Source organism: Plantactinospora sp. B6F1 (assembly GCF_040120695.1).
In the GTDB taxonomy this organism is placed as follows: Bacteria; Actinomycetota; Actinomycetes; order Mycobacteriales; family Micromonosporaceae; genus Plantactinospora.
Map to the genome: position 1 here is coordinate 32,572 of NZ_JBEEAC010000033.1, position 23,218 is coordinate 55,789.

Genomic DNA, 23,218 nt, shown 5'->3' on the forward strand with positions numbered 1-23,218 from the left:
GCCCCGGATACGTGCCGCCGACTTGACTTTGTCCGTATCGGCCGGCGAACCGCGCCGGCCCACGGAAGGAGTTGTGCCATGCGCCGACGAATGTCGGGCCTCTGGCTGGCCCTCCCCGTCCTCGGCCTGGCGCTCGCCGGCTGCGCCCGGGCCGACGAGGGGCCGGGGGTGGCCACCGCCCAGGGCGGCAGCGGAGCCGGACCGACCGCCAGCGCCAGTGCGGTCGCGCTCAGCGACGAGGATCGCCGCCTGGAGTTTGCCAAGTGCATGCGGGAGAACGGGGTGGAGATGCCGGACCCCGAGCCGGGCCAGGGCGGAATCCGGATCCAGCGGAAACCGGGCGACGATCCGGCCAAGACGCAGGCGGCGATGGAGAAGTGCCGCCACCTGCTGCCGAACGGCGGCCAGCTTCAGCTCGATCCGGAGCAGGTCGAACAGGTGCGCAAGATGGCGAAGTGCATGCGGGAGAACGGTGTGCCGAACTTCCCGGACCCCGGGCCGGACGGCACCATGCAGGTGCCCCAGGGCAGTGGAATGAAGATGAACGACCCGAAGTTCCAGGCCGCCATGGAGAAGTGCCGGGGCGAGTTCCCGGTCCGGATCAGAGGTGGTGGCGAATGACGGCGGGCACCCCGGTGACCGAGAACGGCCCGTCTCCGGAGGGGGCTCCGATCGGTACCGGAGCGGACGACGGCGCGGGTACGGCGCTGGCGGCCGGGACCCGGCCGGGGCGGCGGCGCCAGAGCGGCCGGGGCCGGGCGGTCGCCGTACTGACCGCCGCCGCGCTCACGGTCGCCGCCGGGGTGGCGGCCGCCGTCGGATTCGGCGGCGGCGATCCGGGTACGGCCACCGCCAGCAACCTGCCACCGGCGAATGCCCAGGTCACCCGGCAGACGCTGGTCGACTCGGAGACCGCCGACGGCGAGTTGGGGTACGGCGAGACCCGTACCTTGGCCGCCCGCAGGGGAGGCACCATCACCGTGGTCGCCGCAGCCGGCTCCCGGGTCAGCCGGGGCAAGCCGCTCTACTCGATCGACAACCAGAAGGTCGTACTGCTCTACGGCGGGCTGCCGGCGTACCGGACGCTGCGCTCAGGTGACAGCGGTGCGGACGTCGAGCAGTTCGAGAAGAACCTGCGGGCGCTCGGCTACGACGGGTTCACCGTCGACGACGAGTACACCTCGGCCACCGCCGAGGCGGTGCGGGAGTGGCAGGAGGACCTGGGCCTCGACCAGACCGGCCGGGTCGAGCTGGGCCAGGTCGTCTACGCCACCGGTCAGGTCCGGGTGGACAGCGTCGAGGCCGAGGTCGGCGACGTGGTGCAGCCCGGCGCCGGGGTGCTCGGCTACAGCGGTACCGCCCGGGTGGTCACCGTCTCGCTGGACGTGGCGGACCAGCGGTTGGCGAAGCGGGGCGCCAAGGTCACCGTGACGCTGCCGGACGGCAAGGAGGTGGCCGGCACCATCGCGGCCACCGAGACGATCATCGAGACCGAGAGCGGCGCGAACGGTGGGCAGGGCGAGCCGGAAACCAAGATCGAGGTGACCGTCACCGCCGCCGACCCGAAGGCACTGGCCGGATTCGACAGCGCCTCCGTCGACGTGGCGTTCACCGCCGCCCAGCGGGAGAACGTGCTCACCGTACCCGTCGCCGCGCTGCTCGCCCTCGCCGAGGGCGGCTACGGCGTGGAGATCGTCGAGGGCGACGCGACCCGGATCGTGGCGGTGCAGACCGGACTCTTCGCCTCCGGGCGGGTGGAAGTGACCGGCGACGGGCTGGTCGAGGGAGCGACCGTGGGGATGCCGAAGTGAGCCGGGACCTGGCGGCGTCGGGTGCCGCGCTGGCCGAGCCGCCGGCCGGTACCGACGGGGTCGTGGTGCTCGACCGGGTGACGAAGATCTATCCGGGCGGCGTGACGGCCCTCGGTGGCGTCACCCTGACCGTCCAGCCCGGTGAACTGGTGGCGATCGTCGGGCCGTCCGGCTCGGGCAAGTCCACCATGCTGCACCTGATCGGCACCCTCGACCGGCCGTCGACCGGCACCGTGCACATCGACGGGTACGACGTGGCGAAGCTGTCGGACCGGCAGCTCTCCGCGCTGCGATCGTCCCGGATCGGTTTCGTGTTCCAGCAGTTCCACCTCGCGCCCGGTGTCCCGGTGCTGGACAACGTGGCGGACGGCCTGCTCTACGCCGGCGTACCCCTCGGGGAGCGGCGGCGGCGCGCGGAGGCCGCGCTGGTCCGGGTCGGGCTGGGACACCGGCTCGACCACCGGCCGCACGAACTCTCCGGCGGCGAACGGCAGCGGGTGGCGATCGCCCGGGCGGTGGTGGGCAACCCGGCGCTGCTGCTGGCCGACGAGCCGACCGGCAACCTCGACTCGACCTCCGGGGCCGGGGTACTGGCGCTGCTGCGCGAGCTGAACGCCGCCGGTACCACGGTGGTGGTGATCACGCACGACCGGGAGATCGCGGCCAGCCTGCCCCGGCAGGTGCAGATGCGCGACGGCTTGGTGCTCACCGACGGCTCGGACGGGGTCCGCTGATGGCCGGGGCGAACGGCGGGGCACGGCCCCGGCTGGCGAACGGCGGGGCACGGCCCCGGCTGGCGAACGGCGGGGCACGGCCCCGGCTGGTACCGGCCCGGATGCGGCCTCGGGACATCCTCCGGGTCGGCGGCGTCGGGCTGCGTACCCGGCCGCTGCGGGCGTTCCTCTCCGCGCTCGGCATCGCCATCGGCATCGCCGCGATGGTCGCGGTGGTCGGGATCTCGTCCTCGTCCCGGGCAGAACTGGACCGGATGCTCGACTCGCTCGGCACCAACCTGCTGACCGTCGCGCCCGGCAACACCATGTTCGGCGAGGCTGCCCAGCTGCCGGAGGAGTCGGTGGCGATGATCGGCCGGATCGGCCCGGTTCAGCAGGTGTCCGCCACCGGGCTGCTCGTCGAGGCCCGGGTCTACCGCTCGGACCGGATCCCCGAGGTGGAGAGCGGCGGGATCGCCGCCCGGGCGGCCCGACTGGACCTGCTCGACACCGTCGGAGCGACCGTGGCCAGCGGCACCTGGCTGAACGGGGCGACGGCACGGTATCCGGCGGTCGTACTCGGGGCGACCACGGCGGAACGGCTCGGGCTGGGCCGCGCCGGACCGGAGGTACAGGTCTACCTCGGCAACCGGTGGTTCACGGTGGTCGGGATCCTGGCCCCGGTGCCGCTGGCGCCGGAGCTGGACCTCTCCGCACTGGTCGGCTGGGAGGCGGCGGCGTCGTACCTGGGCTTCGACGGGCACCCGACCACCGTCTACACCCGCTCGGCCGAGCCGTCGGTCGAGGCGGTGCAGGCGGTACTCGGCGCCACCGCCAACCCGGAGGCGCCGAACGAGGTCAAGGTGTCCCGGCCGTCCGACGCGCTGGAGGCGCAGCAGGCCACCGACGAGGCGTTCACCGGGCTGCTGCTCGGGCTCGGCGCGGTCGCGCTGCTGGTCGGCGGGGTCGGAGTCGCGAACACGATGGTGATCTCGGTGCTCGAACGGCGGGCCGAGATCGGGTTGCGCCGCTCGCTCGGTGCGACCCGAGGCCAGGTACGCACCCAGTTCCTCGCCGAGTCACTGTTGCTCTCCGCGCTCGGCGGAGTGGGCGGAGTGCTGATCGGCATCGGGGTGACCTCGGGCTACGCCCTGTCCCGGGACTGGCCGACGGTGGTACCGAGCTGGGCGATGGCCGGCGGGGTCGGCGCGACCCTGCTGATCGGCGCCTTCGCCGGGCTCTACCCGGCGATCCGGGCCGCCCGGCTGGCCCCGACCGAAGCACTCGCCACGCCCTGACGGCTGCAAGGAAGGGCCCCTTCCTATCGCTTCTTGTGTAAGAAGGGGCCCTTCCTTGCGTTGAGGATCAGGCGACGATGGTGTCCAGGGCGATCTCGACCATCTGGCTGAACGTCTGCTCGCGCTCCTGGGCGGTGGTCTGCTCTCCCCGCTTGATGTGGTCGCTCACGGTCAGCAGGGTCAACGCCCGCGCCCTGAACCGGGCCGCGATGGTGTAGAGCGCCGCCGACTCCATCTCCACCGCCAGCACGCCATAATCGGCGAGGGTGTCGTAAAGGTCCGGACGGTCGGTGTAGAAGGCGTCCGCGGCCAGGATCGGCCCGACCCGCATCGCGATGCCGCGCCGCTCCGCCACCTCGACCGAGGTACGCAGCAGCCCGAAGTCGGCGACCGGGGCGTAGTCGATCAACCCGTCGAACCGCATCCGGTTCATGTTCGAGTCGGTCGACGAGCCGCTGGCGGCGATCACGTCCCGGAGTTGGAGGTCCTCGCTGAGCGCGCCGCAGGAGCCGACCCTGATCAGCGACTTCACACCGTACTCGTTGATCAACTCGTGGGCGTAGATGGAGGCGGACGGCATCCCCATGCCGGAACCCTGGATCGAGACCTCGGTGCCGGACCAGCGGCCGGTGAAGCCGAGCATGCCGCGCACCGTCGAGTAGCACTTGGCGTCCTCGAGGTAGGTCTCCGCGATCCACTTGGCCCGCAGCGGGTCGCCCGGCATCAGGACCCGCTCGGCGATCTCACCGGGCTTGGCGCCAATGTGCGTACTCATGTGGCGTCATCCTGCCAGGTCGCTCCGGTCGATACCGCCGCGACGTCGCCCTGCGGCGTCGGGTACCCTACTCGGCGGTGGTGTGTCCGAGCGGCCTAAGGAGCACGCCTCGAAAGCGTGTGAGGGTTCACGCCCTCCAAGGGTTCAAATCCCTTCACCACCGCCACTGAACAGGCAAAACGCCCGGCAAGTCCGCAAGGACGAACCGGGCGTTTCGCTACCTCAAGATCGCTACAGAGGTTGAAAGGCTGACGTTTGGGTCGTCACGGTAGTTCGGGGTCGAGGGTCATGCCGGTGTTGGCGAGGAAGCCGGCGAGGAGGTCGGTCTGTTGCTGGCAGGCGCGTAGGCGTTGTCTGACCAGGTCGGCGAGGTGGTCGACGCCGTTGGCGGCGATGTTGGTGAGGCCGCGTTTCATCCAGCGCCAGACGCCTTCGGTGGGGTTGAGGTCGGGTGCGTAGGCGGGCAGGCGGATCACGGTCAGCCAGGTCCGGGCGGCGATCAGGGCGTGCATACGCCGGCTGACGTGCACGGTGAGGTTGTCCCAGATCAGCACGATCGGCGCGTGGAGGCGTTGGTGGACCTGGTCGAGGAAGGCGATGTAGTCGTCCTCGCTGAAGCTGCCGCGTTCGCCCGCGCGGCCGCGGTGCAGCCGGGTGCGCCACATCAACCGGCCTCGCTGTCCAGGCTTAAGGCAGACGAGACCGGCGATGGAGACCCGACCAGAGCCCTTGCCGCAGACCTCGACGACGGGCGTGCGTCCGCGTCGGGCCCAGGTCTTACTCACCGGCGGCCGCAGTACCTGGCCGGCCTCGTCCTGGAAGCAGATCCAGGCGTCCCGCGTCGCCGCTAACCTCTTACCGACGGCCACCGCCTACGGTGCCAGCTCGTGATTGCCTCCGGGTCACGTTCGACCGCCCGGCGGGTTGGGACCTGCTGGCTGTAGCCCAGGCGGTGCAGCAGATAGGACACCCCACGCAGGGTGTAGCCGACCGCGAAGCGGCGTTCGATGACCTCGGCGACCCGGGCCAGGGTCCAACGGGCGTCCTCCCAGCCGTGGGCACGAGGACCCTCATCGAGCATCTCCGCGAGATCTTTCCGCTGGCCAGCCGAGAGTTTGCAGTCCGAGCCGCCCGGCCCAGCCGACGCCAGAGCGTTCGTTCCGCCGGCTACCCATCTACGTCGCCACTCACGGACGGACTTCTCCGAAACCCGCAGCTCAGAAACGATCTGCGTCGTCGATCTGGACTCCTCGAACATGGCCGCGGCCTGCATCCGGACCTGCTCACGCCGGACCCGCGCTGCCGCGTTCATGCCACCACCAGCCGGATACCTCATCACCCCGACCTACCCAAACCATCGACACAGATCACGCGGACACGTCGAAGGACGTCAGCCTTTCAACCTCTGTAGTCTCATTCGTCGTCTCAGTAGCCTCACGCCTGGCTGCTTCCTGTCGTCCTGCGTCGGGTGCCGCCCGGAGGAGTTCGGTGAAGACTTTCGGCTGGTGATGGCTGGACGAAGGGGCGGTCACCGTGCGCTTCTGCATCGTGATCGCCCGATACAATGTTAGCCGGCTATATTTGTGATCTTTTCCATGTGGCGGCGAAGGGGGGTGAGAGACAACCATATTCGAGTATTTCCCGATCCATGACGTCACTGATTGGAAATTGATCAGGGTCGAGACTATTGGGGCGGATGAGAAGTATTGGCTCGCCCAACCGGGATCAGAAAACTGCTGGCTGTTCAAAGCAAATAATGTTCACAAGGTGGGCGGTCGTACGTGGTCTCAGCGAGAGGACTTTTCTGAGAAGGTTAGCGGTGAGTTGGCTCTCAAGATGGAAATCCCCTCTGCTCGCATAGAACTTGCAGAGCGTGAAGGTGAAAATGGTTGCGTGTCACTGAATCTCTGTCCGCTTGGTTGGGAGTTGCAGCCAGGAGTCGTTCTCATGGACGGGCTCTTGGTAGACTACGTCCCAGGATATGAGCAAGGTAACAGGACACGCGCTGGGCACTCTTTGGAAAACATCCATCGGGCACTAGCTGATTATGGCCCTCCCCCGGGCGCTGCGGTGCCGGATTGGTTCAATGCTTTCGATGTTTTTGTCGGATATGTCACCTTCGATGCGATTATTGCCAACCGCGATCGGCATGATGAGAACTGGGCGGTAGTCCGACCGCCTTCTGGTGAGCTGCCCGGTGCCCTTGCGGGATCGTTTGATCATGCCCGCGCACTTGGTTCAACGCTGGTTGAAGGGCGTATGGCGGGCCTCCTTGAGGCTGGCAAGATCGCCGCCTGGGTTGAGCGAGGGACTGCCTGGCGCTTCGAGCACGACCCAACCCGGGGATGTCCCACCCTTGTTGAGGCAGCCCGTTTGGCTCTCAGCATGGTGAACTCTGAGGTTCGTGATCACTGGCTCGACCGTGTGATGCATATCACATCAACTGACGTTGGTGAGATCACTCGACGGGTCCCAGGGATGTCAGAGGTTGTCAGTACGTTTATCGAACAGGTCGTGATGGCGAACCGAAGGAGGGTCCTCGATGGCTGCTAGCGGCATGTCGACGAGCCCCGCCCGGGCGGCAGGCGGGGGTGTTCGCGCAATGCGTAGGTTGGCGGTGGCATGGCAGCACCCGGAGCTTCGGACCATACAGCCTGTCGGGATTCTGACGTACGACGGACAGCAATACACCTTTGGTTACGTTCAAAATGTTTACTCAGTTCCAGGATTCAAACCCTTTGTTAGTTTTCCGGATTTGAGCCGTTCCTACTCATCAACCCGGTTGTTTCCATTGTTTTCCCAGCGCGTAATGGATCCACGACGACCCGACTTCGCGCGCTATGTGCGGACGCTTGACCTCGCCTCGAAAGATGCAACTCCTTGGGAGCAGCTAGTTCGGTCAGAGGGGCGTAGAGCAGGCGATGCGATCATGGTTTTCCCTGAACCTGTCTTAGAGGATGACGCGTCGACGCGATACAACTTTTTGGTCCACGGAATCCGTTACATATCGGCGATGACTCCCGATGTGGAGGTCCGACTTCGGCGCCTCCGACAAGGTGATCAGCTGGTTCTTGTACCGGAGCCGATGAATCCCAAGAATGAGCGGGCGTTGGTGGCTGCCGATAAAGAGAGAGCCCCTCTTGGCTGGGTTCCGGATCTCTTGCTCGACTATGTTCATGCAGTGCGCGCGGGCGGCAATTATAAAATCGTTGTGCGGCATGTCAATGGTCCCGAGGCGCCAATCCACCTACGGTTGCTCGTTCGGATATCTGGAACTGTTCCGTTTGGCTATAGGCCGTTCGCGGGGAGTGCTTGGGAGCCGCTAGCGGTGTAGTCATCCCAAGCGATTCGATGGAAGGTCGAGGCTGGTCCCGTCTGGCGGTCTGGCCAGCGGACGGACCAGACCGCCAGACATAGCATTTAAGGTGTCTCGTTTGACCAAATCAAGCGGCCGATCCGCTTCGCGATGCTCGCCGGATCTGTGCCGTGGTGTGCTGGTATCGGACGGCCATCGAAGAGTTCGACCAGCCCATGATCCCCATCACGGCTCGCTCCGGTACGCCGAGCAGGAGCAGTTCGGTTGCGGCTGTGTGCCGAGCGTCGTGTAGCCGGCCGTCCCGTAGCTCAGCCAGCTTGAGGAGCCGCTTCCACTCGTCGTAGTCGGTCCGGGGGTTGCCGGCTCGCCGATCGGCGTAGCGAACAGCCACCCGCCTTCCCGCCAGAGCTGCGCCGCCTGGTCGCGCTCCAGGTCTTGTTCCTTCCGGTGCTGCCGGAGCAGCATGACCAACTCGTCCGACAGACCAATGCTCCGGCGGCCCGCACGCGACTTTGTTTCGGTAGTCTCCGCCCGAAGCGGTACGCGCTCCGGGCAGTGTCCGCCGAACTTCCGGCCGCACCTGTCCCCGCATCCGTGGCGCCATCTCGGGCGTTGCCGGCCACGCCGCACGGTCAGTACTCCGGCCTCCAGGTCGACGTCCGACCACTTGAGGCCGAGCGCTTCGCTCTGACGCAGGCCGAGTGCAAGGGCGATTGCCCATCGGGCGTGATTGCGTCGTTCGCTGGCGGCGGCCAGTAGCCGTTGAATCTCGCTGACGGAGTACGGCTCGATCTCCTCATGGGAAAGTCGCGGCGCTTTCGCCAATGCGGCCGGATTCTGGGTGAGGTGACCTCGGCGAACAGCTTCGTTGAGTGCTGTGCGGATCGTGCGGTGCGCCTGATGCGCCGTTGCCGGTGCACTCCCGCTCCGCATCATCTGCCGGTAAAGCGTCTCAAGATGCTCGGGCTCCAACCGGTCGATTCGGTGGCCACCAACGCCCGGAATCAGATGCCTCCGTACGGCGACGCGATATCCGGAGAGCGTGTTCTCACGCACAGACTGGGCCGCGATGTTCTCGACCCAATGCGTGAGCCACTTCTCTACAGTCCAACGCTGGCCAACCTTGCGGACCTGCCGCTGTCCCGCTCCCGCTCCAGGGCGCGGACCTTGCGGATCACCTCCGCCTCCGTCATGGCCTGGACGTGGCGCCGGTCGGGGGGCTCGTTGTTCTTCACCCCCACAGTGACCCGACCGTGCCAGTAGCCGTCACCGCCCTTGTAGATGCTCGATGCGCCAGCAGGCTTGCGTCCCATGTACGTCCCCTCAGGCGGCCGGGGCGATGGGTTGGTCGAGCAGGGTGGTTACGTATTCGTGCAGGCAGCGGACGGGTACGCGGCGAAGTCGGCCGATGGTGACGGAGCGGATCTCGCCGGTCATCACGAGGGTGTACATGGTGGTTCGGCCGATGCCGAGTCGCTTCGCGGCTTCTTCGATGGTGAGTACGACGCGGTTGTCGGCGGTGCTCACGGATTCCTCCCCGGTCGGTGTTGCGGTGGAGCGGGTGTTGCCTGCCTTTATTGCCGTGTGGAGCGCCTTTCGGCTGAGGCTGGTCTTTTCGAGCGGTCGGTGAGTGCGGGCGGTGGGCGGCTTCTGCCGGCCGGCTCAGATGGAAGCCCTTGCCCTCAAATCGCCACCCTACGGACCCGTGATCCTCGTACTGCACACCGCCACCGACGACAACGGCACGCCTTTCGAGGCGACCCGCTTCATTATGCGCTCCGACCTCATGGCGATTCAGTACGAAGTGCTGCTGGGTGACTGACATCAGCGCCTCGTCCGCATACACATTGGCGAACACTAGGTCACTGGTCATCGTCTCTCGTGATCGGAAGCTTAGACACGGCGCGGTTGTCTAGCGTCCCTTAAGCCGATGGTCCCGCATCCGCGTTGGGACCAGCGGGAGAGGCGGTCCGGCCGCGTGACTAGGGCTCCGTGGCCGGACCTGCAGTCGCTGATTGAAGGAGCGTCGTATCCTGGATGTCAGGTTCAGCCATAAGTAACATGTCAGTTCCTGTCAGTCTATGCGTTCGTTGCGTCACTGCCTTGGCCGTCGGGGACAGCAGACACAACTGCATCGAGACGGACCCGGCCCGCAATTCGGCGGTTCCACTTCGGGACTGGCGGTGCCAGTGTCCATGCCAGCAAGTCAGTAGCGATGACGACGTTGTGCCGGTGCACCTATTGTTCGCCCGTCGATCATCACTCGTCGTACAACCTCATATGTCCATCCGACCAATCTGGCTCTGCCGATCCTGCGGCGCCCCTGGCCATGCGGAACCGGCCCGCCTTTCTCTCATCGACGAGTTCCGAAACGAATCTAGCAGGCTATCCGTTTACTTGACCGGCGCGCTGTTCAGGCAATCAAAGATCCGTACAACCTCAACCCTGGGCCGGGACCTGACATGGTCGCGTTGTTCATACGGTTCGTCGGATGGGCTACTCGCACTAAGCCCTAGTCGTGCGATGAGGTGGTTCAACGGCCCGTCGATGGCCTCCGTAGTTTGCGACAGTTCTTTCGGCGCTTCCGGTGGCTCTCCATATATTGAGGCTCATGTGGATTCAGTGAGACGGAATCGTGGGTTGTGTGCCTGGTGACCTGTTACAGAAGCACCGCTGGCGGAAACGGCCTAAGGCAGCAAGAGTAAGGCAATCCCAGCCAGGAGAACAACCGTCCCTGCGGCCAGGAGGACGCTGAGCATCGACCTTCGACGGCTTCCGCCATTATCGGCTTGCCGGGTGGCCACAAATGAGATGATGAGAACTATTGCAAAAGCTGAAACGCCGATAAGCTGAATAGCCAACATTCGAATGGCTCATTAGGCCGTTGTTGTAGGCGTGTCTTCGCGCTTCGTCTCGACTGGCTGATCGAGTTGCTGCTGGCGCTTGTTCTGCTCGTCACGCAAGCGCTCTACGGTTTCCGCGAACAACGAGTAGGCGTCTGCGTCATTTAGCTTTGCATATCGTCCAACGCGGAGCTCAACTGCCTCATACTCGCGTTCAATCGAGTCGGCCGTCTGTTGAAGGTTGTAGCTATTCTCGTGGAACTTGTAGTATCCGGTAAAGCCGGCAGATAGCCCGACGGCGGCCGTAACCGCCACCGCTACCCATCTAGTAACGTCGAAGGATACCGAAGCAGTAGTTATCGCCGAGGCGAGTATCGAACCGACAATGATTACTGTCTGGTATCTATTGTGAGTGGAGCGGAGTCGACCTGCTTGTTCCCGCATCTGTGCGATGATGTCCGGCATGTCGTCCCGATATCGACGCTGCCTAACCAGTGTTCCTTTGCCAGCTTCCTCGGTGTACCCATCTTGTTGCGTTTGCTTCTCGCGGAGGATGAGTATCGTCTTTTTGATTCCGAGCCGATTTGAGCGCACCCTCTTATATTGTTGATACACGACAACGGGAGAAGCGAGCGTAGAGACTATCGCCGCGCCATACAAGATCGGAACCATAGGCGCGGCTCGTTGCCACTGCAGGATATCCGTCAGGACAGTTATAGTCCATAGTGCTATGTTGCCGAGGATAGCCCAGGCTCTGCCGATCCTCAGCCAGATTCCTTGGAGGTGAAGGCGTTCCTCTGCGGAAGCGATTTGACTCTTCAGAAAGACCGGACTCCAGTCCTTTTCAGGCTGGTTGACGATGTCCTGAATGGTGGCCCTATATGGCTTTGCTGCGGTTCCGCGCTCCATCGGCACCGTGCCCATATAACGAAATTCTAGTAGTGGATAGAAGGCTGTCAATTATCGGTCGAGTGTTTGACCTACTACTTTAAGTGATCACTTGGCTACGGTAGGATGCGCGACCTTGATGATCAGCTCGATCAAGGTGTGTGGCCTTGGGGGTCGTTCCACGGCACTTCCCACAGCGCGCCGCTCGCAGCCCCTCGGGACCGGCGAGGATTCAGGCAAGATTCTTAAGGGTTCAACCCCAACACGCTTTCCGAGTCTGTGCCCGAGCGTCGGGCCATGGTGGGTCCGATCCTGGCCTGCATCGGATCGCCACTCCGGACCTCCACGGACGCCTCCGCACGGCAACCAGGCACGTCGACGCGCATGACCGTCCCGTTTGGACGAATCTTCTTCGTCTCATTCGGGCGTGTTCAGGAGCGTCCGGCGCTGGTCGGTGTTGGCTATTGCGGCAGGTCATGGACGCCTTTGGTGGACGATGGACGCTGGCCGGCAGACCTCGAAAGCGTGTGAGGGTTCACGCCCTCCAAGGGTTCAAATCCCTTCACCACCGCCATTGAACAGGCGAAACGCCCGGCAGGTCGTTTCCGACCTGCCGGGCGTTCGGCTGAATGGACGGGATTCGGACCTGGCGGTCGGTGTTCCCGCAACGCGCAACCACCCGTGTCAGGCGGGTCCGTCCGGCAGCCAGCTCGGTGATCCCGGTGCGGCGGGGCGAGCGTCTCGCACGCGCCCCGCCGCCCGGGACCATCCGGCGGCCCGGACGATGCGCGCCAACCATGGCCTGACCAGCGCTTTCAATGATCCTTCAACCGTGTTGCACATGCGGCTCCGCACACTGGTCGCCGTTGTCCGCAAACACGCGTTGGGTCGTCCCAACGGGTTCGACATGGCTGGAGGTAGTTGGTGCGCTTTTCAACGGGAAGGGGAATCCGCAAGAGGTTCCTGGTGCCGATCACGGCGCTGTGCGCAGTGGTCGGTCTCCTGCTCGCCGGTGGTCCCGCCCAGGCGGCCACCTACAACAAGTACACCAGGACCCAGGCGTCCAACCAGGACGCCGGTGGCATCGACACGTGGGCCTGGCTCAACAAGGTCGGCGCCGGGTCGGAGATCGACTATCAGGTGCACTTCCAGGCGTACGGCGAGAAGCTGTGGGTCTATGTCAGGGTCGGTATGGCGTCCAAGGGCAAGGTCACGGTGGTCGTCTACGACACCACGGGCAAGCACGTTGACACGGACACCTTTACCGTGGACATCGGGGAGAACCGGGAACTGAACCTGGGCACCCCGGACGGCAGCGGCAACATCGCCGAGGGGTACACGGTCTACTCCAGGATCTGTGTCGGCAATTCCACCACCTGCACGCCGTACGCCAAGGGCAGGGCATGACGACCTGACCTCAAGTTGATCACGGGGGCGGCTGCGGCCCGTCCACTGCCTCGCCGGCAGCGGGCGGGCCGCTCGTGATCTATGCGCTCGGCCTGCTCTGCGGGCATGGGCCGGCCGGCACTGATCACGGACGGCGGCTGCCCTAGCGTTCGTCCGGGCGCTTGAGGCGGGGAAGGATGAGCGGGAGCGCGCGTTCGACGAAGCTCGTGATCCGCATGTCCGCAGACTTCTCCGCCAGACGTTCCGGACTGAAGTGCTCGACCCGTTCGACCTCGTGTTTCTCGACCCGCAGGGGTCCGTCGTACGAGCCGAGGAAGATGCCGACCATCTCCCGATCGGGCACCGAGTAGAACTTGCCGACGTACTCGAGGGGCACCTCGATGCCGAGTTCCTCCTTGAGTTCCCGTCTCGCCCCCTTCTCGTAGCTCTCCCCGCTGCGCAGGTGGCCGGCTGCCGCACCTGACCAGTAGAGCGGGTACGCCTTCGGCTATGGCGTCCAGAGGCCGAGGTCGATGGTCCTGGTCAGGGTGGCCCGCTCGTCGTCACCGTCCAGCGACCAGACCATCGCGCCACCCAGTCGCTCCGCGCGGATGTACAGCGTCTTCTGGAGTACGACGGCCGGGTCGTCGTACGTCCAGAAGGTCGTACCGTCGTAGAGCCATGCCGTCCCGGCGCGGAGGTCGCGGTAGACCCTGAAGCCGTCTTTGCCGACCCTGGTCTTCAGCACCTTGTAGTCCTCGTAGCCGGGCTCGAAGGTGGCCGGGGCGGCGCCGCCGGTGGAGATGCCGAAGAGGCCGTTTCGGCCGCCGGTCACCCCGGTCCAGCCGCGCCCGTAGTAGGGGATGCCGAGCACCAGCTTGCGGCGCTCGGCGCCCCGGTCGAGCCAGGCGTCGACGGTGCGGTCGACCGCGAAGTCCGGCTCGGTCGCACCGGCCGGTACCCGCAGCGCGGACTGCTGGTTGGCGATCGGCTCCCAGGTGCCGTGGAAGTCGTAGCCCTGGACCGTGGCGAAGTCCAGGTGCCGGAAAATTTTCCGTACCTCGAACCCGGCGTCGATCGCGGCCGGGTTGGCGGGCACGAACGCGGTCAGCTCGTAGTGCTTCCCGGCCGGCTTGCCGAGCGCGTCGAGCTGGCGGCGGAACTCCGCGACGAGCGCGGTGAAGTTCTGTTTGTCCTCCGGCCGGTGGACCGTGTCGACGTCACCGGGCGAACCCGGCCACTCCCAGTCCAGGTCGATGCCGTCGAAGACTCCGGCGAGCGAGCCGGGCCCACCGGCGCTGCCGTCCGGATTGGGCAGGTTGCCCCTGAGGTAGAGGTCGATGCAGGAGGCGACGAACGTCCGCCGCGACTCCGGGGTCAGCGCGGCGTCGGAGAAGTGTGTCGACCAACTCCACCCGCCGAGCGAGATCAGCACCTTCAGGTCGGGATGCAGCGCCTTCAGCTTCTGAAGCTGCCCGAAGTTGCCGTTCAGCGGCTCGCCCCAGGTGTCGGCGACGCCGTCCACGCTCTCCTGCGCCGGTACCGGCCGCTGGTAGTCGGCCCAGGCGTCGCCCTCGCCCGGCCCGCCGTCGACGTAGCACCGACCGTCCGGGCTGACGTTGCCGAAGGCGTAGTTGAGGTGGGTCAGCCGGCTGGCCGCGCCGGAGTCGTGCAGCTTCTTGACCGTGAAGGCCCGGCCGTAGATGCCCCACTGGGTGAAGTATCCGACCTTGACGAAGTCGTCCCGCTGGCCGCCGTCGTGCCGGGACGCCGCGTCGGGAGCGGCCGAAGCCGGGGGTACGGCGACGCTGGCGAGCAGGGCGGCGACGGCGGTGGCCGCGGTGACGGTACTGAGTCGACGGAGAAGAGATCCGCGCATACGCACTCCTGAACGGGGATGGAGCGTCGGCAGGACACCGGCGGTCGGCAGAACAGTTAGGAAAGTTTCCGGTGTCCTGAAAGGTAGGGCCGTCGATGTGGGGTGGTCAAGTGCGCCGCGCCGGATCGCACCGAAGGTACGACGCCTGGTCGGATCACTCAGACGTCGACAGCGCCGGGAGCCGGTGCGGCATCCGCCAGCCGTCGGCGAGCCTCGACGGGTGCACGTTGCGGCCGCCGCCGAAGAACTCGCAGAACTTCATGATCAGTGGATCCCAGCCCAGCGGGTCGACGTACTGCGTACCGGGGATGACCAGGGACTCCTCGACGTGCGCGCGGAGTACCTCGACCTGGAAGGCGGTGCATTCGGGCGTCGGCTCCGCCATCGGCAGTACCGCGATGACCCGGCACTCCAACTGGATCGGGCACTGGGCGACCCGGGGCGCCCGGACCAGCTCGGACGGCTGTTCGGTCAGCCCGGCGAGGGTGAACTTGTCCGGCTCGTACCGGTAGCCCTGCGCCAGCTTGTGCGCCGGCACGTCCCGCCTTCCGGTGGTGAGCGCTATCCGGTCCACCGCGTCGACCATCGCCGACGACGGCAGGTTGAGTACGCACTCCCGCTCCCGTCGCAGGTTGGCCGTCGTCTGGCCGCTGTTGCCCAGCCCGAGCATGCCGGACTGGCCCAGCCACCAGGCCGAGGACATCGGCGCGAGATTGGCGCTGCCGTCCTCGTTACGGGAACTGATCAATACCACCGGGGTGCCGAAGTACAGCACCCTGAGCCCGGGAACGATGTGCATGCGGCAACTCTCGCCGGCCGGGGCGGACGATTGCTGGCGGGCATCGGACGTGGCGTTCCGGCAGGTCTGCCCCGCAGATCCCGGGCCCTGGCCCGGAGCGGTCAGCAGGTGCCGAAGCCCTCGTCGAAGAGGCGCTTCGCGTAGTCGGTGTAGCCGGCGACGGTTTTCCGCACCGTCCGTCCATCGTGCAGAAACAGGTAGGCCCGGTCGCCCTGCATCGCCAGTAGCCCGTCGTAGCGGTAGCTGCCGGGCGGCGCCGTCAGCCGGGTGGCGGCCGGATAGGCGGCCTCGACCCGGTCCACTGGGGTGCCGGCGGTTACCCCTTCCGGGGTGCGCACCGGGGGGCTGGCCCAGAGCAGCACCAGCCGATCGTCGGCGAAGACCGGGCTGACCGTGGCCGGGTCGGTCAGGCGCGGGCCGCAGGCGGAGGCGGGTTCGGCGTGCAGTTCACCGCGTCGGAGCAGCTCCTGCTCGGTGTCACCGAACTCGATGTCGCGCACGCCCCTGAGATGGAGGACGTCCGGCCCGTAGCCGGGCGTCGTCGCCGGCTCGTCCGACACCGTCCGGTACGCGTGACAGACCGCCACCGCACCCGCCACGAGTACCGCCACCAGACGTACGACTTTCCGTGCCTCCATGTAACCCTCCGGGAGCACAGCGTAGTTTATCCCTGATTAGTCCGGTTGGTCGGGGTGTGGACCGCCGTCCACACCCTGTGGATAGCACATGTGTACGAGCAAAGTCGGTTACGCCGCGCGCAGCGCACCGGCACAATTCCAGCCATGGTGATCATCGCCGAGCCCCTGCACGCGCGGCCTCGAACCAGCGGCGAACTGGCCTGGCTCGGCGACGGCTGGCCGGAGTTCATCTTCCACGACCAGGGGACCGCCCGACTCCTCGGCCGGATCCGCGAACTCTTCGCCGGACTGGAACTCGTACTCCTCGACGACGCCGACCGACCCCCCGACGCCGACGCCGACGCCGACGCCGGCAACAACGACGCCGACGCCGACGACGACAACAACGACGCCGGCAACGGCGGTGGCATCGTGGCTGCCGGCTGGGCGGTGCCGCTGTGCTGGAGCGGTGCCGTCGACGACCTGCCGACCGGCTACACCGACGCGCTGGCCCGGGCGCTCGGCGCGTACGACGCAGGTCATTCGCCGGACACGCTGGCGATCCTGGCCGCGCAGGTCCGCCCGGACCGGCAGGGGCAGGGACTGGCCGGAAAGCTGCTGCGGGCACTCGGTGACCTCGTCCCCGCGCAGCACCGGGTGATCTGCCCGGTACGGCCGACCCGCAAGGCCCGCTATCCACTCACCCCGATCGACCGGTACGCCGGCTGGACCAGACCGGACGGCACACCGTTCGACCCGTGGCTGCGTACCCACGTCAGGCTGGGCGGGCGGATCCTGGCGACGGCACCCCGGTCGCAGGTGATCACCGGCACCGTGGCGGAATGGCAGCGCTGGACCGGCCTGGAGTTTCCCGACTCCGGCGAGTACGTCATCCCGGACGGTCTGGGCACGCTCCGAATCGACCTGGGCGCCGATCGGGGGACCTACGTCGAACCCAACGTCTGGGTCCGACACCGCTGACCCCACACGTCCACTCGACACGACACCGTCGGCGGCCGAAGCTGGTGACGAACAACTGGTCACGAGGGCGGGAGCTGGTCCTTCGCCACCAGCCGGCCGTGCGCGGCACAGAGCCGGTAGACGTCCAGTCGAGGCTGGAGCACGTCCCCGTGCGAGCGGTAGTACCGGCAGTCCGCGTCGACCGGTGTCGGCAGTGGATCCGGGTCGGGTGGTTCCAGCATCTCCCGGCGAGGCAGCAACGGGATCGCGGTGGCCCAGTCCTGGCCGACCCGCAGCGCCGCGTACCGTTCCGGGCTGAGTACCGAGTTGCTGGTCGCGTAGAGGTAGTAGCCGAGGGCGGCACCGCCGAGCGTCGCGGCGAACGTGGCCAGCACCATCGCCGCGCCGACCAGTCCCCGCCGAGCCTCCCGGTGCACCCGCCGACGCTGCTCGGCGGCGGACCCGGCTGCTGACGGCAGGCAGTGACGCTGTTCGGCGGCGGACCCGGTCGCCAGTGGCAGGCAGTGACGCTGTTCGGCGGCGGACCCGGTCGCCAGTGGCGGGCCGTGACGGTGATTGGCGGCGGCGGCCATTGGCGGCGGGCCGGACGTCCGGGACGCCCCGCTCGGCGCCCTGCTCCGGCTGGCGGAGGAGAGCGGATCCGCCGGTGCTGCCGTCGCGGGGCGGCTGGCGTGGCTGGGCAGGCGGGCTACCACCTCGAAGCCGCCGTCCCGCGCGCCGGTGCGCAGGGTGCCGCCGGCCAGCCGTACCCGCTCGCGGAGCCCGACCAGGCCGCGCCCGCCCCGGACCGAGACCGGCGCGGACCGCGGCGCACCGGGCGGCCGCGCGTTCGTGACGTTGACCAGGACCGCCCCGGTGCCGGCGGCTTCGAGCCGGACCCGGACCGCCGCGCCGGGCGCGTGCTTGTTGGCATTGGTCAGCGACTCCTGCACCACCCGGTAGACGGCCCGCCCTGTCGACGGCGGCAGCGGTTCGGCCGGGCGGCTGTCGTGCAGCCGCACCGGCATCCCGGCGGCCTGCGCCCGGCGTACGAGGTCGGCGATGTCCCCGCCGGCCGGCCGTACCGGACCGGCCGTCGGATCCGGTCCCGTCATCCGTCGTGCGGCGTCGTCCCGGAGTACGTCGATGATGTCCCGAAGCTGCTCGGTGGCGGCCGCCGCGCCGGCCCGGAGTTGCCCGGCGACCGCCCGGGTCCGCTCGTCCAGATCGGCGGAGAGCTCCAGCGCACCGGCCCGGAGCGCGAGCAGGCTCAGTTCGTGGCCGAGCGAGTCGTGCATGTCCTCGGCGATCCGGGCCCGCTCCCGGAGGCGTACCTCGCGGGTCAGCATCCGCTGTTCGCGTTCGAGTTGCTCGGCCCGCTCCCAACCGGCGGCGATCAGCGCCCGCTGCTGCCGCCGGTAGCGGCCGACCAGCCACGGAAACAGTCCGGCGTAGACCAGCGCGCCGGCCATCGTCGCCCAGTCCACGAAGCCGGACCAGCTCAACACCAGCGGGGTGCCGAGCACCGCCAGCGCGCAGTAGCTCGCCGCCGCCGGCCAGGTGCTGTCCATCCGCCGGCCGAGCAGGTAGCTGACCAGCGGCAGGCCGAGGCAGTAGTTCCCGTCCACCGTGCAGAGCAGCACCACGGCGAAGAGCGGGATCAGCGGCAGGCGTCGCCGGACCGCGACCGCGCCACCCCAGAGCGCCAGGCCGCCGAGCAGCAGCCCGACCGGGTACGCCCGATGTCCGGTCCAGGACCAGGCAACGGCGGCGGCCAGCGCCGCCCAGAGCAGTACGTCCAGCAGGAGGGCCCGGTAACGCCGCAGCTCGCGGCCGATCCGGTCTGCCTGCGCCACGGCTCGCACCGTTCCGACGGTACGCAGCGGCGCCGCTCCCGACGATCCGGGACGCCGCCCCGCCGACCCGGAAATATCGGCGTCGCCGACCCTGAGAAAGGTCAGGGTCGGCGGCTGACGATCGGGCGCAGCCGATCGACGGCCCGGGTTCGTAGCTTCGGGCCATGCTGACAACCGAGGCCGGGCTGAGCACCGCCCAGGTCGCCGAGCGGATCGCCGCGGGACAGGTCAACGACGTACCGGTGCGGTCCGGGCGGAGCGTCGGGGAAATCGTCAAGGCGAACCTCTGCACCCGGATCAACGCGATCATGGGCGTGCTGTTCGGGGTGATCCTCGCGGTGGGCCCGATCCAGGATGCCCTCTTCGGCGGTGTGATCATCGCCAACACCCTGATCGGGGTGGTCCAGGAGCTGCGGGCCAAGCGCACCCTGGACCGGCTGGCGATCGTCGGTGCGGCCCGTCCGGTGGTACGCCGGGACGGTCAGGCCGTCGAGGTGACCTCCGCCGACCTGGTCCTGGACGACCTGATCGAGCTGGGATCCGGCGACCAGATCGCGGTCGACGGGGTGGTGGTCGAGGCGGAGCAGTTGGAGGTGGACGAGTCGCTGCTGACCGGCGAGGCCGATCCGGTGGTGAAGCGGGTCGGCGACCCGCTGCTCTCCGGCAGTTTCGTCACCGCCGGTGCCGGTGCGATGCGGGCCACCAGGGTCGGCCGGGCGGCGTACGCGGCCCGGCTCACCGAGGAGGCCAGCCGGTTCACGCTGGTCAACTCGGAGCTGCGCGGCGGGCTCAACACCATCCTGCGGTTCGTCACCTGGCTGATCGTCCCGACCGGACTGGCCCTGATCGCCAGCCAGTACCTGGTCAACTCCGACGACCTGCCGGAGGCGATCCGACGGATGGTCGCCGGGCTGGTGCCGATGGTGCCGGAAGGGCTGGTCCTGCTCACCTCGGTGGCGTTCGCGGTCGGGGTGATCCGGCTCGGCCGGCGGCGCTGCCTGGTGCAGGAGTTGCCGGCGATCGAGGGGCTGGCCCGGGTCAGCGTGGTCTGCCTGGACAAGACCGGCACGCTCACCGACGCGGCGATGACGGTCTCCGAGGTACGCCAGCTCGATCCGACCGCCCCGGTGTCGGAGCTGCTCGGTCTGCTCGGCGCGGCCGACGAGCGGCCGAACGCCAGCCTGCGGGCGATCGTCGAGGCGTACCCGGCGCCGCCGCACGGCATCGGATCGAGGGCGGCGTGGCGGATCGGGGAGCGGATCCCGTTCTCGTCCGCCCGGAAGTGGGGCGGGGCCACTCTCACCAGCCCGGACGGGATCAGCGCGCAGTGGCGGCTCGGCGCCCCCGACGTACTCCTGCCGGCCGGGCATCCGACCCTGGCCGAGGTCGACGCGTACGGTGCCCGGGGCCTGCGGGTGCTGCTGCTGGCCCGGGCCGGCGCCAACACCCCGCATGCGCACGCGCCGCACCGGCTGATGTGTTTGGAAGGGCCCCCTATACAACAGAAAACGATGAGCGGGGGGCCCTCCTTGCACCCGGTCGCGCTGGTGGTGCTCGCCCAGCGGCTCCGGCCGGAGGCGTCAGAGACGCTGCGCTACTTCACCGAGCAGGGGGTGGTGGTGAAGGTCCTCTCCGGCGACAACGCGCTCTCGGTGGGCGCGGTGGCCCGCAGCCTCGGGCTGCCCGGCGCCGAGCATCCGGTCGACGCCCGGGAGCTTCCCACCGATCCGGTGGAACTCGCCGAGGCGGTGCGCCGGAACACCGTCTTCGGCCGGGTCGGGCCGCAGCAGAAGCGGGAGATGGTGGCGGCGCTCCAGGGCGCCGGGCACACGGTGGCGATGACCGGGGACGGGGTCAACGACGTACTCGCGCTCAAGGACGCGGACATCGGGGTGGCGATGGGCTCGGGCAGTCCGGCCAGCCGGGCGGTGGCCCAGATCGTGCTGCTCGACAACAACTTCGGCGCGTTGCCGGCGGTGGTCGCGCAGGGACGGCGGGTGATCGGCAACATCGAGCGGGTCGCGAACCTCTTCCTGACCAAGACGGTCTACTCGGTGCTGCTCGCCGTGATCGTGGTGCTGAGCCAGGTGCCGTACCCGTTCCTGCCCCGGCATCTGACCATCATCTCGTCGCTGACCATCGGCATCCCGGCGTTCTTTCTGGCGCTGGCCCCGAACCACGAGCGGGCCCGGCCCGGTTTCGTCGGCCGGGTGCTGCGGTTCGCCGTACCGTCCGGGGCGGTGGCGATGGCGGCGACGATCACCTCGTACCTGTTCGCCCGGAGCGTCTACGACGGCGACCTGGCCGCGGAGACCTCGGCCGCGACGCTGACCCTGTTCCTGGTCGGGCTCTGGGTGGTGGCGATCATCGCCCGGCCGTACACCTGGTGGCGGATCCTGCTGGTGCTCGCCCTCGGCCTGGCGTTCCTGACCATCCTGGTGGTGCCGTTCCTCCAGGAGTTCTTCCAGCTGAGCCTGGTCGGGACGACGGCGCCGGTGGTGGCGGCGGGGCTGGCGGTCGCGGCCGGAACGCTGCTGGAACTGGTCCGGGTCGCGCTGCGCCGCACCGGTGCCGACAACCCGGCGGTACGCCGGGAAGCGCGCTGACAACCTCTCCGATGCCTACTCGCCAGCGGGCGGTGCCTCGAAACTGGACTGATTGGCGGCACAGGAACGACGGGCGGTCCCTGCCCTGGCGGGAGGGACCGTGCGGTCTTCGTGTCGTTCCAGGCGCGCCGCCCGGGCGGGTGCGGTCAGCCCTGCTGGTAGCGCTCGTTCTGTCGCAGGGCCTCGGCGAGCTGGTCCTCGAGAATGATGATGCGGCAGGCGGACGCCATGTCGGTGCCCTGGTCGCACAGCTCCCGCGCCCGCGCGGCCAGCCGCAGCTGATAGCGGGAGTAGCGGCGGTGTCCGCCACCGGAGCGGTACGGGTCGATCAGTTTCGCTTCGCCGAGCCGGCGCAGGAAATCCGGCGGGCAACCCACGATTTCCGCCGCGCGGCCCATCGTGTATGCCGGATAGTCCTCGTCGTCGAGCATGTCGTCGGTTTGGGCCAATGAAACCTCCATCACGAGGGCCCCGGCGCTGGAAAGCGCCGGGGCCCAGGGGTTACGGGTCGATAACACCATCTACCGGCAGAGCTGCCGGCTTGTCGTATCCGCACCGCCCGTGCGTGACGGGAGCGGGTGCGAGGATCGCATAAGCGTGACCGGAGACCACCTCTCGTTCGATGGAAGCTGCGGTGTCCGCGCCAGCCCGGCACTGCGGCCGGCAGCGGGCGATCCAACGGTGTGCGAGCCCTCCCTTTCCTCTGACTTCCTCTGTCGTACTTCCGTGCTGTCCGCCGGTGTCGGAGCCCCACGCGACTTCATGGCCCCGCACACGTGCGACGGACGTCCCTCACCTCGGGTGCGGCCCTGAATCCCACATCGGCCCCACCCGCTGTCACTGCCCGGTCGTGGATCACGTCCGGGCACTACCTACCAACTACTTGCCGAGCGGAGCCGGAACGATCCTCGGCCCTGCCCCTCCGCCCTCGGGTGGGGCGGCTGCGTCAGCGTCTTTTCTTCACCCTTGACCTGAAGAAGACTAGCCGCTGTCGGCGAGAATATCTACTACTTAACACATAGATTTGCTCGCAGGCCGCGCCCAGCTTGCCGTCGAGCAAAGATCATCAACGCACCTGGCCCAACCCCGCCACGGCCTGCCACCGGGCGCGACGGACAGACCGCTGTCCCGCCCACCCGCCATCCGCCCCACCCACGCCGCCGCCGGGCAAGATCGTGCTCTTTTGCTGAAAGAGTGGCTTCGTCGAGCGGCCTCGGCACGAGTAGTTGGTCGGGGCCTCGATACTGACGGCCTGTCGACGTCCCGACGGAACCCGTGGCCGGCGGTCAACTGCGGCCTCAAAATCAACGCCCGACGGATCCGCGAGGATCTGCCGGGCGTTTGCGCTGCTCAGGCGAGCGGAGGATACGAGATTCGAACTCGTGAGGGTGTGAACCCAACACGCTTTCCAAGCGTGCGCCCTAGGCCTCTAGGCGAATCCTCCGTCCGACAGGATACAGGCTCCCCGCCG

Annotated in this window: 18 protein-coding genes, 3 tRNA genes and 2 pseudogenes; 10 read left to right on the forward strand and 13 right to left on the reverse strand. The window is 67.8% G+C overall.

From position 1 onward, the window contains the following. Window positions 1-78 precede the first annotated feature (78 nt). The 4 genes from ABNF97_RS28245 (at window position 79) to ABNF97_RS28260 (ending at window position 3,822) form a co-directional block, all read left to right on the forward strand. Window positions 79-621 carry a hypothetical protein gene (locus ABNF97_RS28245; RefSeq protein ID WP_349340399.1) on the forward strand — a complete coding sequence of 181 codons (543 nt, stop codon included), beginning with the start codon at window positions 79-81 and terminating at the stop codon, window positions 619-621. Further along, complete coding sequence (locus ABNF97_RS28250) at window positions 618-1,811, forward strand: efflux RND transporter periplasmic adaptor subunit (protein WP_349340400.1); 1,194 nt, start codon at window positions 618-620, stop codon at window positions 1,809-1,811. The genes ABNF97_RS28245 and ABNF97_RS28250 overlap by 4 nt, the downstream gene beginning before the upstream one ends. 62 nt (window positions 1,812-1,873) lie before the next feature. Next, window positions 1,874-2,545, forward strand: coding sequence for an ABC transporter ATP-binding protein (locus ABNF97_RS28255; RefSeq protein ID WP_486485000.1), 672 nt, complete (start codon window positions 1,874-1,876; stop codon window positions 2,543-2,545). Between the two features lie 101 nt (window positions 2,546-2,646). Beyond that, complete coding sequence (locus ABNF97_RS28260; protein ID WP_207230857.1) at window positions 2,647-3,822, forward strand: FtsX-like permease family protein; 1,176 nt, start codon at window positions 2,647-2,649, stop codon at window positions 3,820-3,822. A gap of 67 nt (window positions 3,823-3,889) precedes the next feature. On the opposite strand, the gene deoD is transcribed toward ABNF97_RS28260, so the two are convergent. After that, window positions 3,890-4,597 (reverse strand): purine-nucleoside phosphorylase, encoded by a 708-nt coding sequence (deoD, locus tag ABNF97_RS28265; protein ID WP_130465509.1) that lies wholly within the window; start codon window positions 4,595-4,597, stop codon window positions 3,890-3,892. A 76-nt stretch (window positions 4,598-4,673) separates the two neighbouring features. Between deoD and ABNF97_RS28270 the strand changes: the two genes are divergently transcribed. Further along, window positions 4,674-4,763: transfer RNA gene (locus tag ABNF97_RS28270), tRNA-Ser, on the forward strand. 97 nt (window positions 4,764-4,860) lie between these two features. Here ABNF97_RS28270 and ABNF97_RS28275 read toward each other — a convergent pair. Then, window positions 4,861-5,466: a transposase gene (locus ABNF97_RS28275; protein ID WP_349340401.1), complete on the reverse strand. Its 606-nt coding sequence runs from the start codon at window positions 5,464-5,466 to the stop codon at window positions 4,861-4,863. After that, window positions 5,445-5,933, reverse strand: coding sequence for a winged helix-turn-helix domain-containing protein (locus ABNF97_RS28280; protein ID WP_349340402.1), 489 nt, complete (start codon window positions 5,931-5,933; stop codon window positions 5,445-5,447). Before ABNF97_RS28280 ends, ABNF97_RS28275 begins: the two co-directional genes overlap by 22 nt. 332 nt (window positions 5,934-6,265) lie before the next feature. Here ABNF97_RS28280 and ABNF97_RS28285 point away from each other — a divergent pair, with 332 nt between their 5' ends. Further along, window positions 6,266-7,150, forward strand: coding sequence for a hypothetical protein (locus ABNF97_RS28285; RefSeq protein ID WP_349340403.1), 885 nt, complete (start codon window positions 6,266-6,268; stop codon window positions 7,148-7,150). An 867-nt stretch (window positions 7,151-8,017) separates the two neighbouring features. On the opposite strand, the pseudogene ABNF97_RS28295 reads toward ABNF97_RS28285, so the two are convergent. The 3 genes and pseudogenes from ABNF97_RS28295 to ABNF97_RS28310 all read right to left on the reverse strand — a co-directional run bounded on the left by ABNF97_RS28295 (window position 8,018) and on the right by ABNF97_RS28310 (window position 11,680). Then, window positions 8,018-9,226: pseudogene (locus ABNF97_RS28295) on the reverse strand (tyrosine-type recombinase/integrase). A gap of 10 nt (window positions 9,227-9,236) precedes the next feature. After that, window positions 9,237-9,440: a helix-turn-helix domain-containing protein gene (locus tag ABNF97_RS28305; RefSeq protein WP_349340406.1), complete on the reverse strand. Its 204-nt coding sequence runs from the start codon at window positions 9,438-9,440 to the stop codon at window positions 9,237-9,239. Window positions 9,441-10,789: 1,349 nt separating this feature from the next. Then, a complete protein-coding gene (locus ABNF97_RS28310; RefSeq protein WP_349340407.1) occupies window positions 10,790-11,680 on the reverse strand; it encodes a DUF4231 domain-containing protein in 891 nt (296 codons plus the stop codon). Window positions 11,681-12,093: 413 nt separating this feature from the next. Between ABNF97_RS28310 and ABNF97_RS28315 the strand changes: the two genes are divergently transcribed. Then, window positions 12,094-12,218, forward strand: a tRNA-Ser gene (locus ABNF97_RS28315). Between the two features lie 350 nt (window positions 12,219-12,568). Further along, the gene (locus ABNF97_RS28320; protein ID WP_349340408.1) at window positions 12,569-13,051 is read left to right on the forward strand and encodes a hypothetical protein; all 483 of its coding nucleotides are present in this window, start codon (window positions 12,569-12,571) and stop codon (window positions 13,049-13,051) included. A gap of 142 nt (window positions 13,052-13,193) precedes the next feature. Here ABNF97_RS28320 and ABNF97_RS28325 read toward each other — a convergent pair. From ABNF97_RS28325 to ABNF97_RS28340, 4 genes and pseudogenes are all read right to left on the reverse strand, one after another. Next, a pseudogene (locus ABNF97_RS28325) lies at window positions 13,194-13,508 on the reverse strand (NUDIX domain-containing protein); the annotation flags it as partial. A gap of 30 nt (window positions 13,509-13,538) precedes the next feature. After that, window positions 13,539-14,909 carry a glycoside hydrolase family 18 protein gene (locus ABNF97_RS28330; RefSeq protein WP_349340409.1) on the reverse strand — a complete coding sequence of 457 codons (1,371 nt, stop codon included), beginning with the start codon at window positions 14,907-14,909 and terminating at the stop codon, window positions 13,539-13,541. Window positions 14,910-15,063: 154 nt separating this feature from the next. Continuing rightward, window positions 15,064-15,708 carry a flavin reductase family protein gene (locus ABNF97_RS28335; RefSeq protein ID WP_349340410.1) on the reverse strand — a complete coding sequence of 215 codons (645 nt, stop codon included), beginning with the start codon at window positions 15,706-15,708 and terminating at the stop codon, window positions 15,064-15,066. Between the two features lie 101 nt (window positions 15,709-15,809). Beyond that, the gene (locus tag ABNF97_RS28340; RefSeq protein WP_502930560.1) at window positions 15,810-16,322 is read right to left on the reverse strand and encodes a hypothetical protein; all 513 of its coding nucleotides are present in this window, start codon (window positions 16,320-16,322) and stop codon (window positions 15,810-15,812) included. Between the two features lie 168 nt (window positions 16,323-16,490). Between ABNF97_RS28340 and ABNF97_RS28345 the strand changes: the two genes are divergently transcribed. After that, window positions 16,491-17,306 carry a hypothetical protein gene (locus ABNF97_RS28345; protein ID WP_349340412.1) on the forward strand — a complete coding sequence of 272 codons (816 nt, stop codon included), beginning with the start codon at window positions 16,491-16,493 and terminating at the stop codon, window positions 17,304-17,306. A 59-nt stretch (window positions 17,307-17,365) separates the two neighbouring features. On the opposite strand, the gene ABNF97_RS28350 is transcribed toward ABNF97_RS28345, so the two are convergent. Continuing rightward, a complete protein-coding gene (locus ABNF97_RS28350; RefSeq protein WP_349340413.1) occupies window positions 17,366-19,150 on the reverse strand; it encodes a sensor histidine kinase in 1,785 nt (594 codons plus the stop codon). A gap of 155 nt (window positions 19,151-19,305) precedes the next feature. Between ABNF97_RS28350 and ABNF97_RS28355 the strand changes: the two genes are divergently transcribed. Next, on the forward strand, window positions 19,306-21,747 hold the full coding sequence (locus tag ABNF97_RS28355) for an HAD-IC family P-type ATPase (RefSeq protein ID WP_130465500.1): 2,442 nt from the start codon (window positions 19,306-19,308) through the stop codon (window positions 21,745-21,747). Window positions 21,748-21,893: 146 nt separating this feature from the next. On the opposite strand, the gene ABNF97_RS28360 is transcribed toward ABNF97_RS28355, so the two are convergent. Both ABNF97_RS28360 and ABNF97_RS28365 read right to left on the reverse strand, forming a co-directional pair. Then, window positions 21,894-22,178, reverse strand: a complete 285-nt coding sequence (locus ABNF97_RS28360) for a MerR family transcriptional regulator (protein ID WP_130465499.1) — start codon at window positions 22,176-22,178, stop codon at window positions 21,894-21,896. Between the two features lie 928 nt (window positions 22,179-23,106). Next, window positions 23,107-23,191 (reverse strand) — tRNA-Ser (locus ABNF97_RS28365). Window positions 23,192-23,218: the final 27 nt, after the last annotated feature.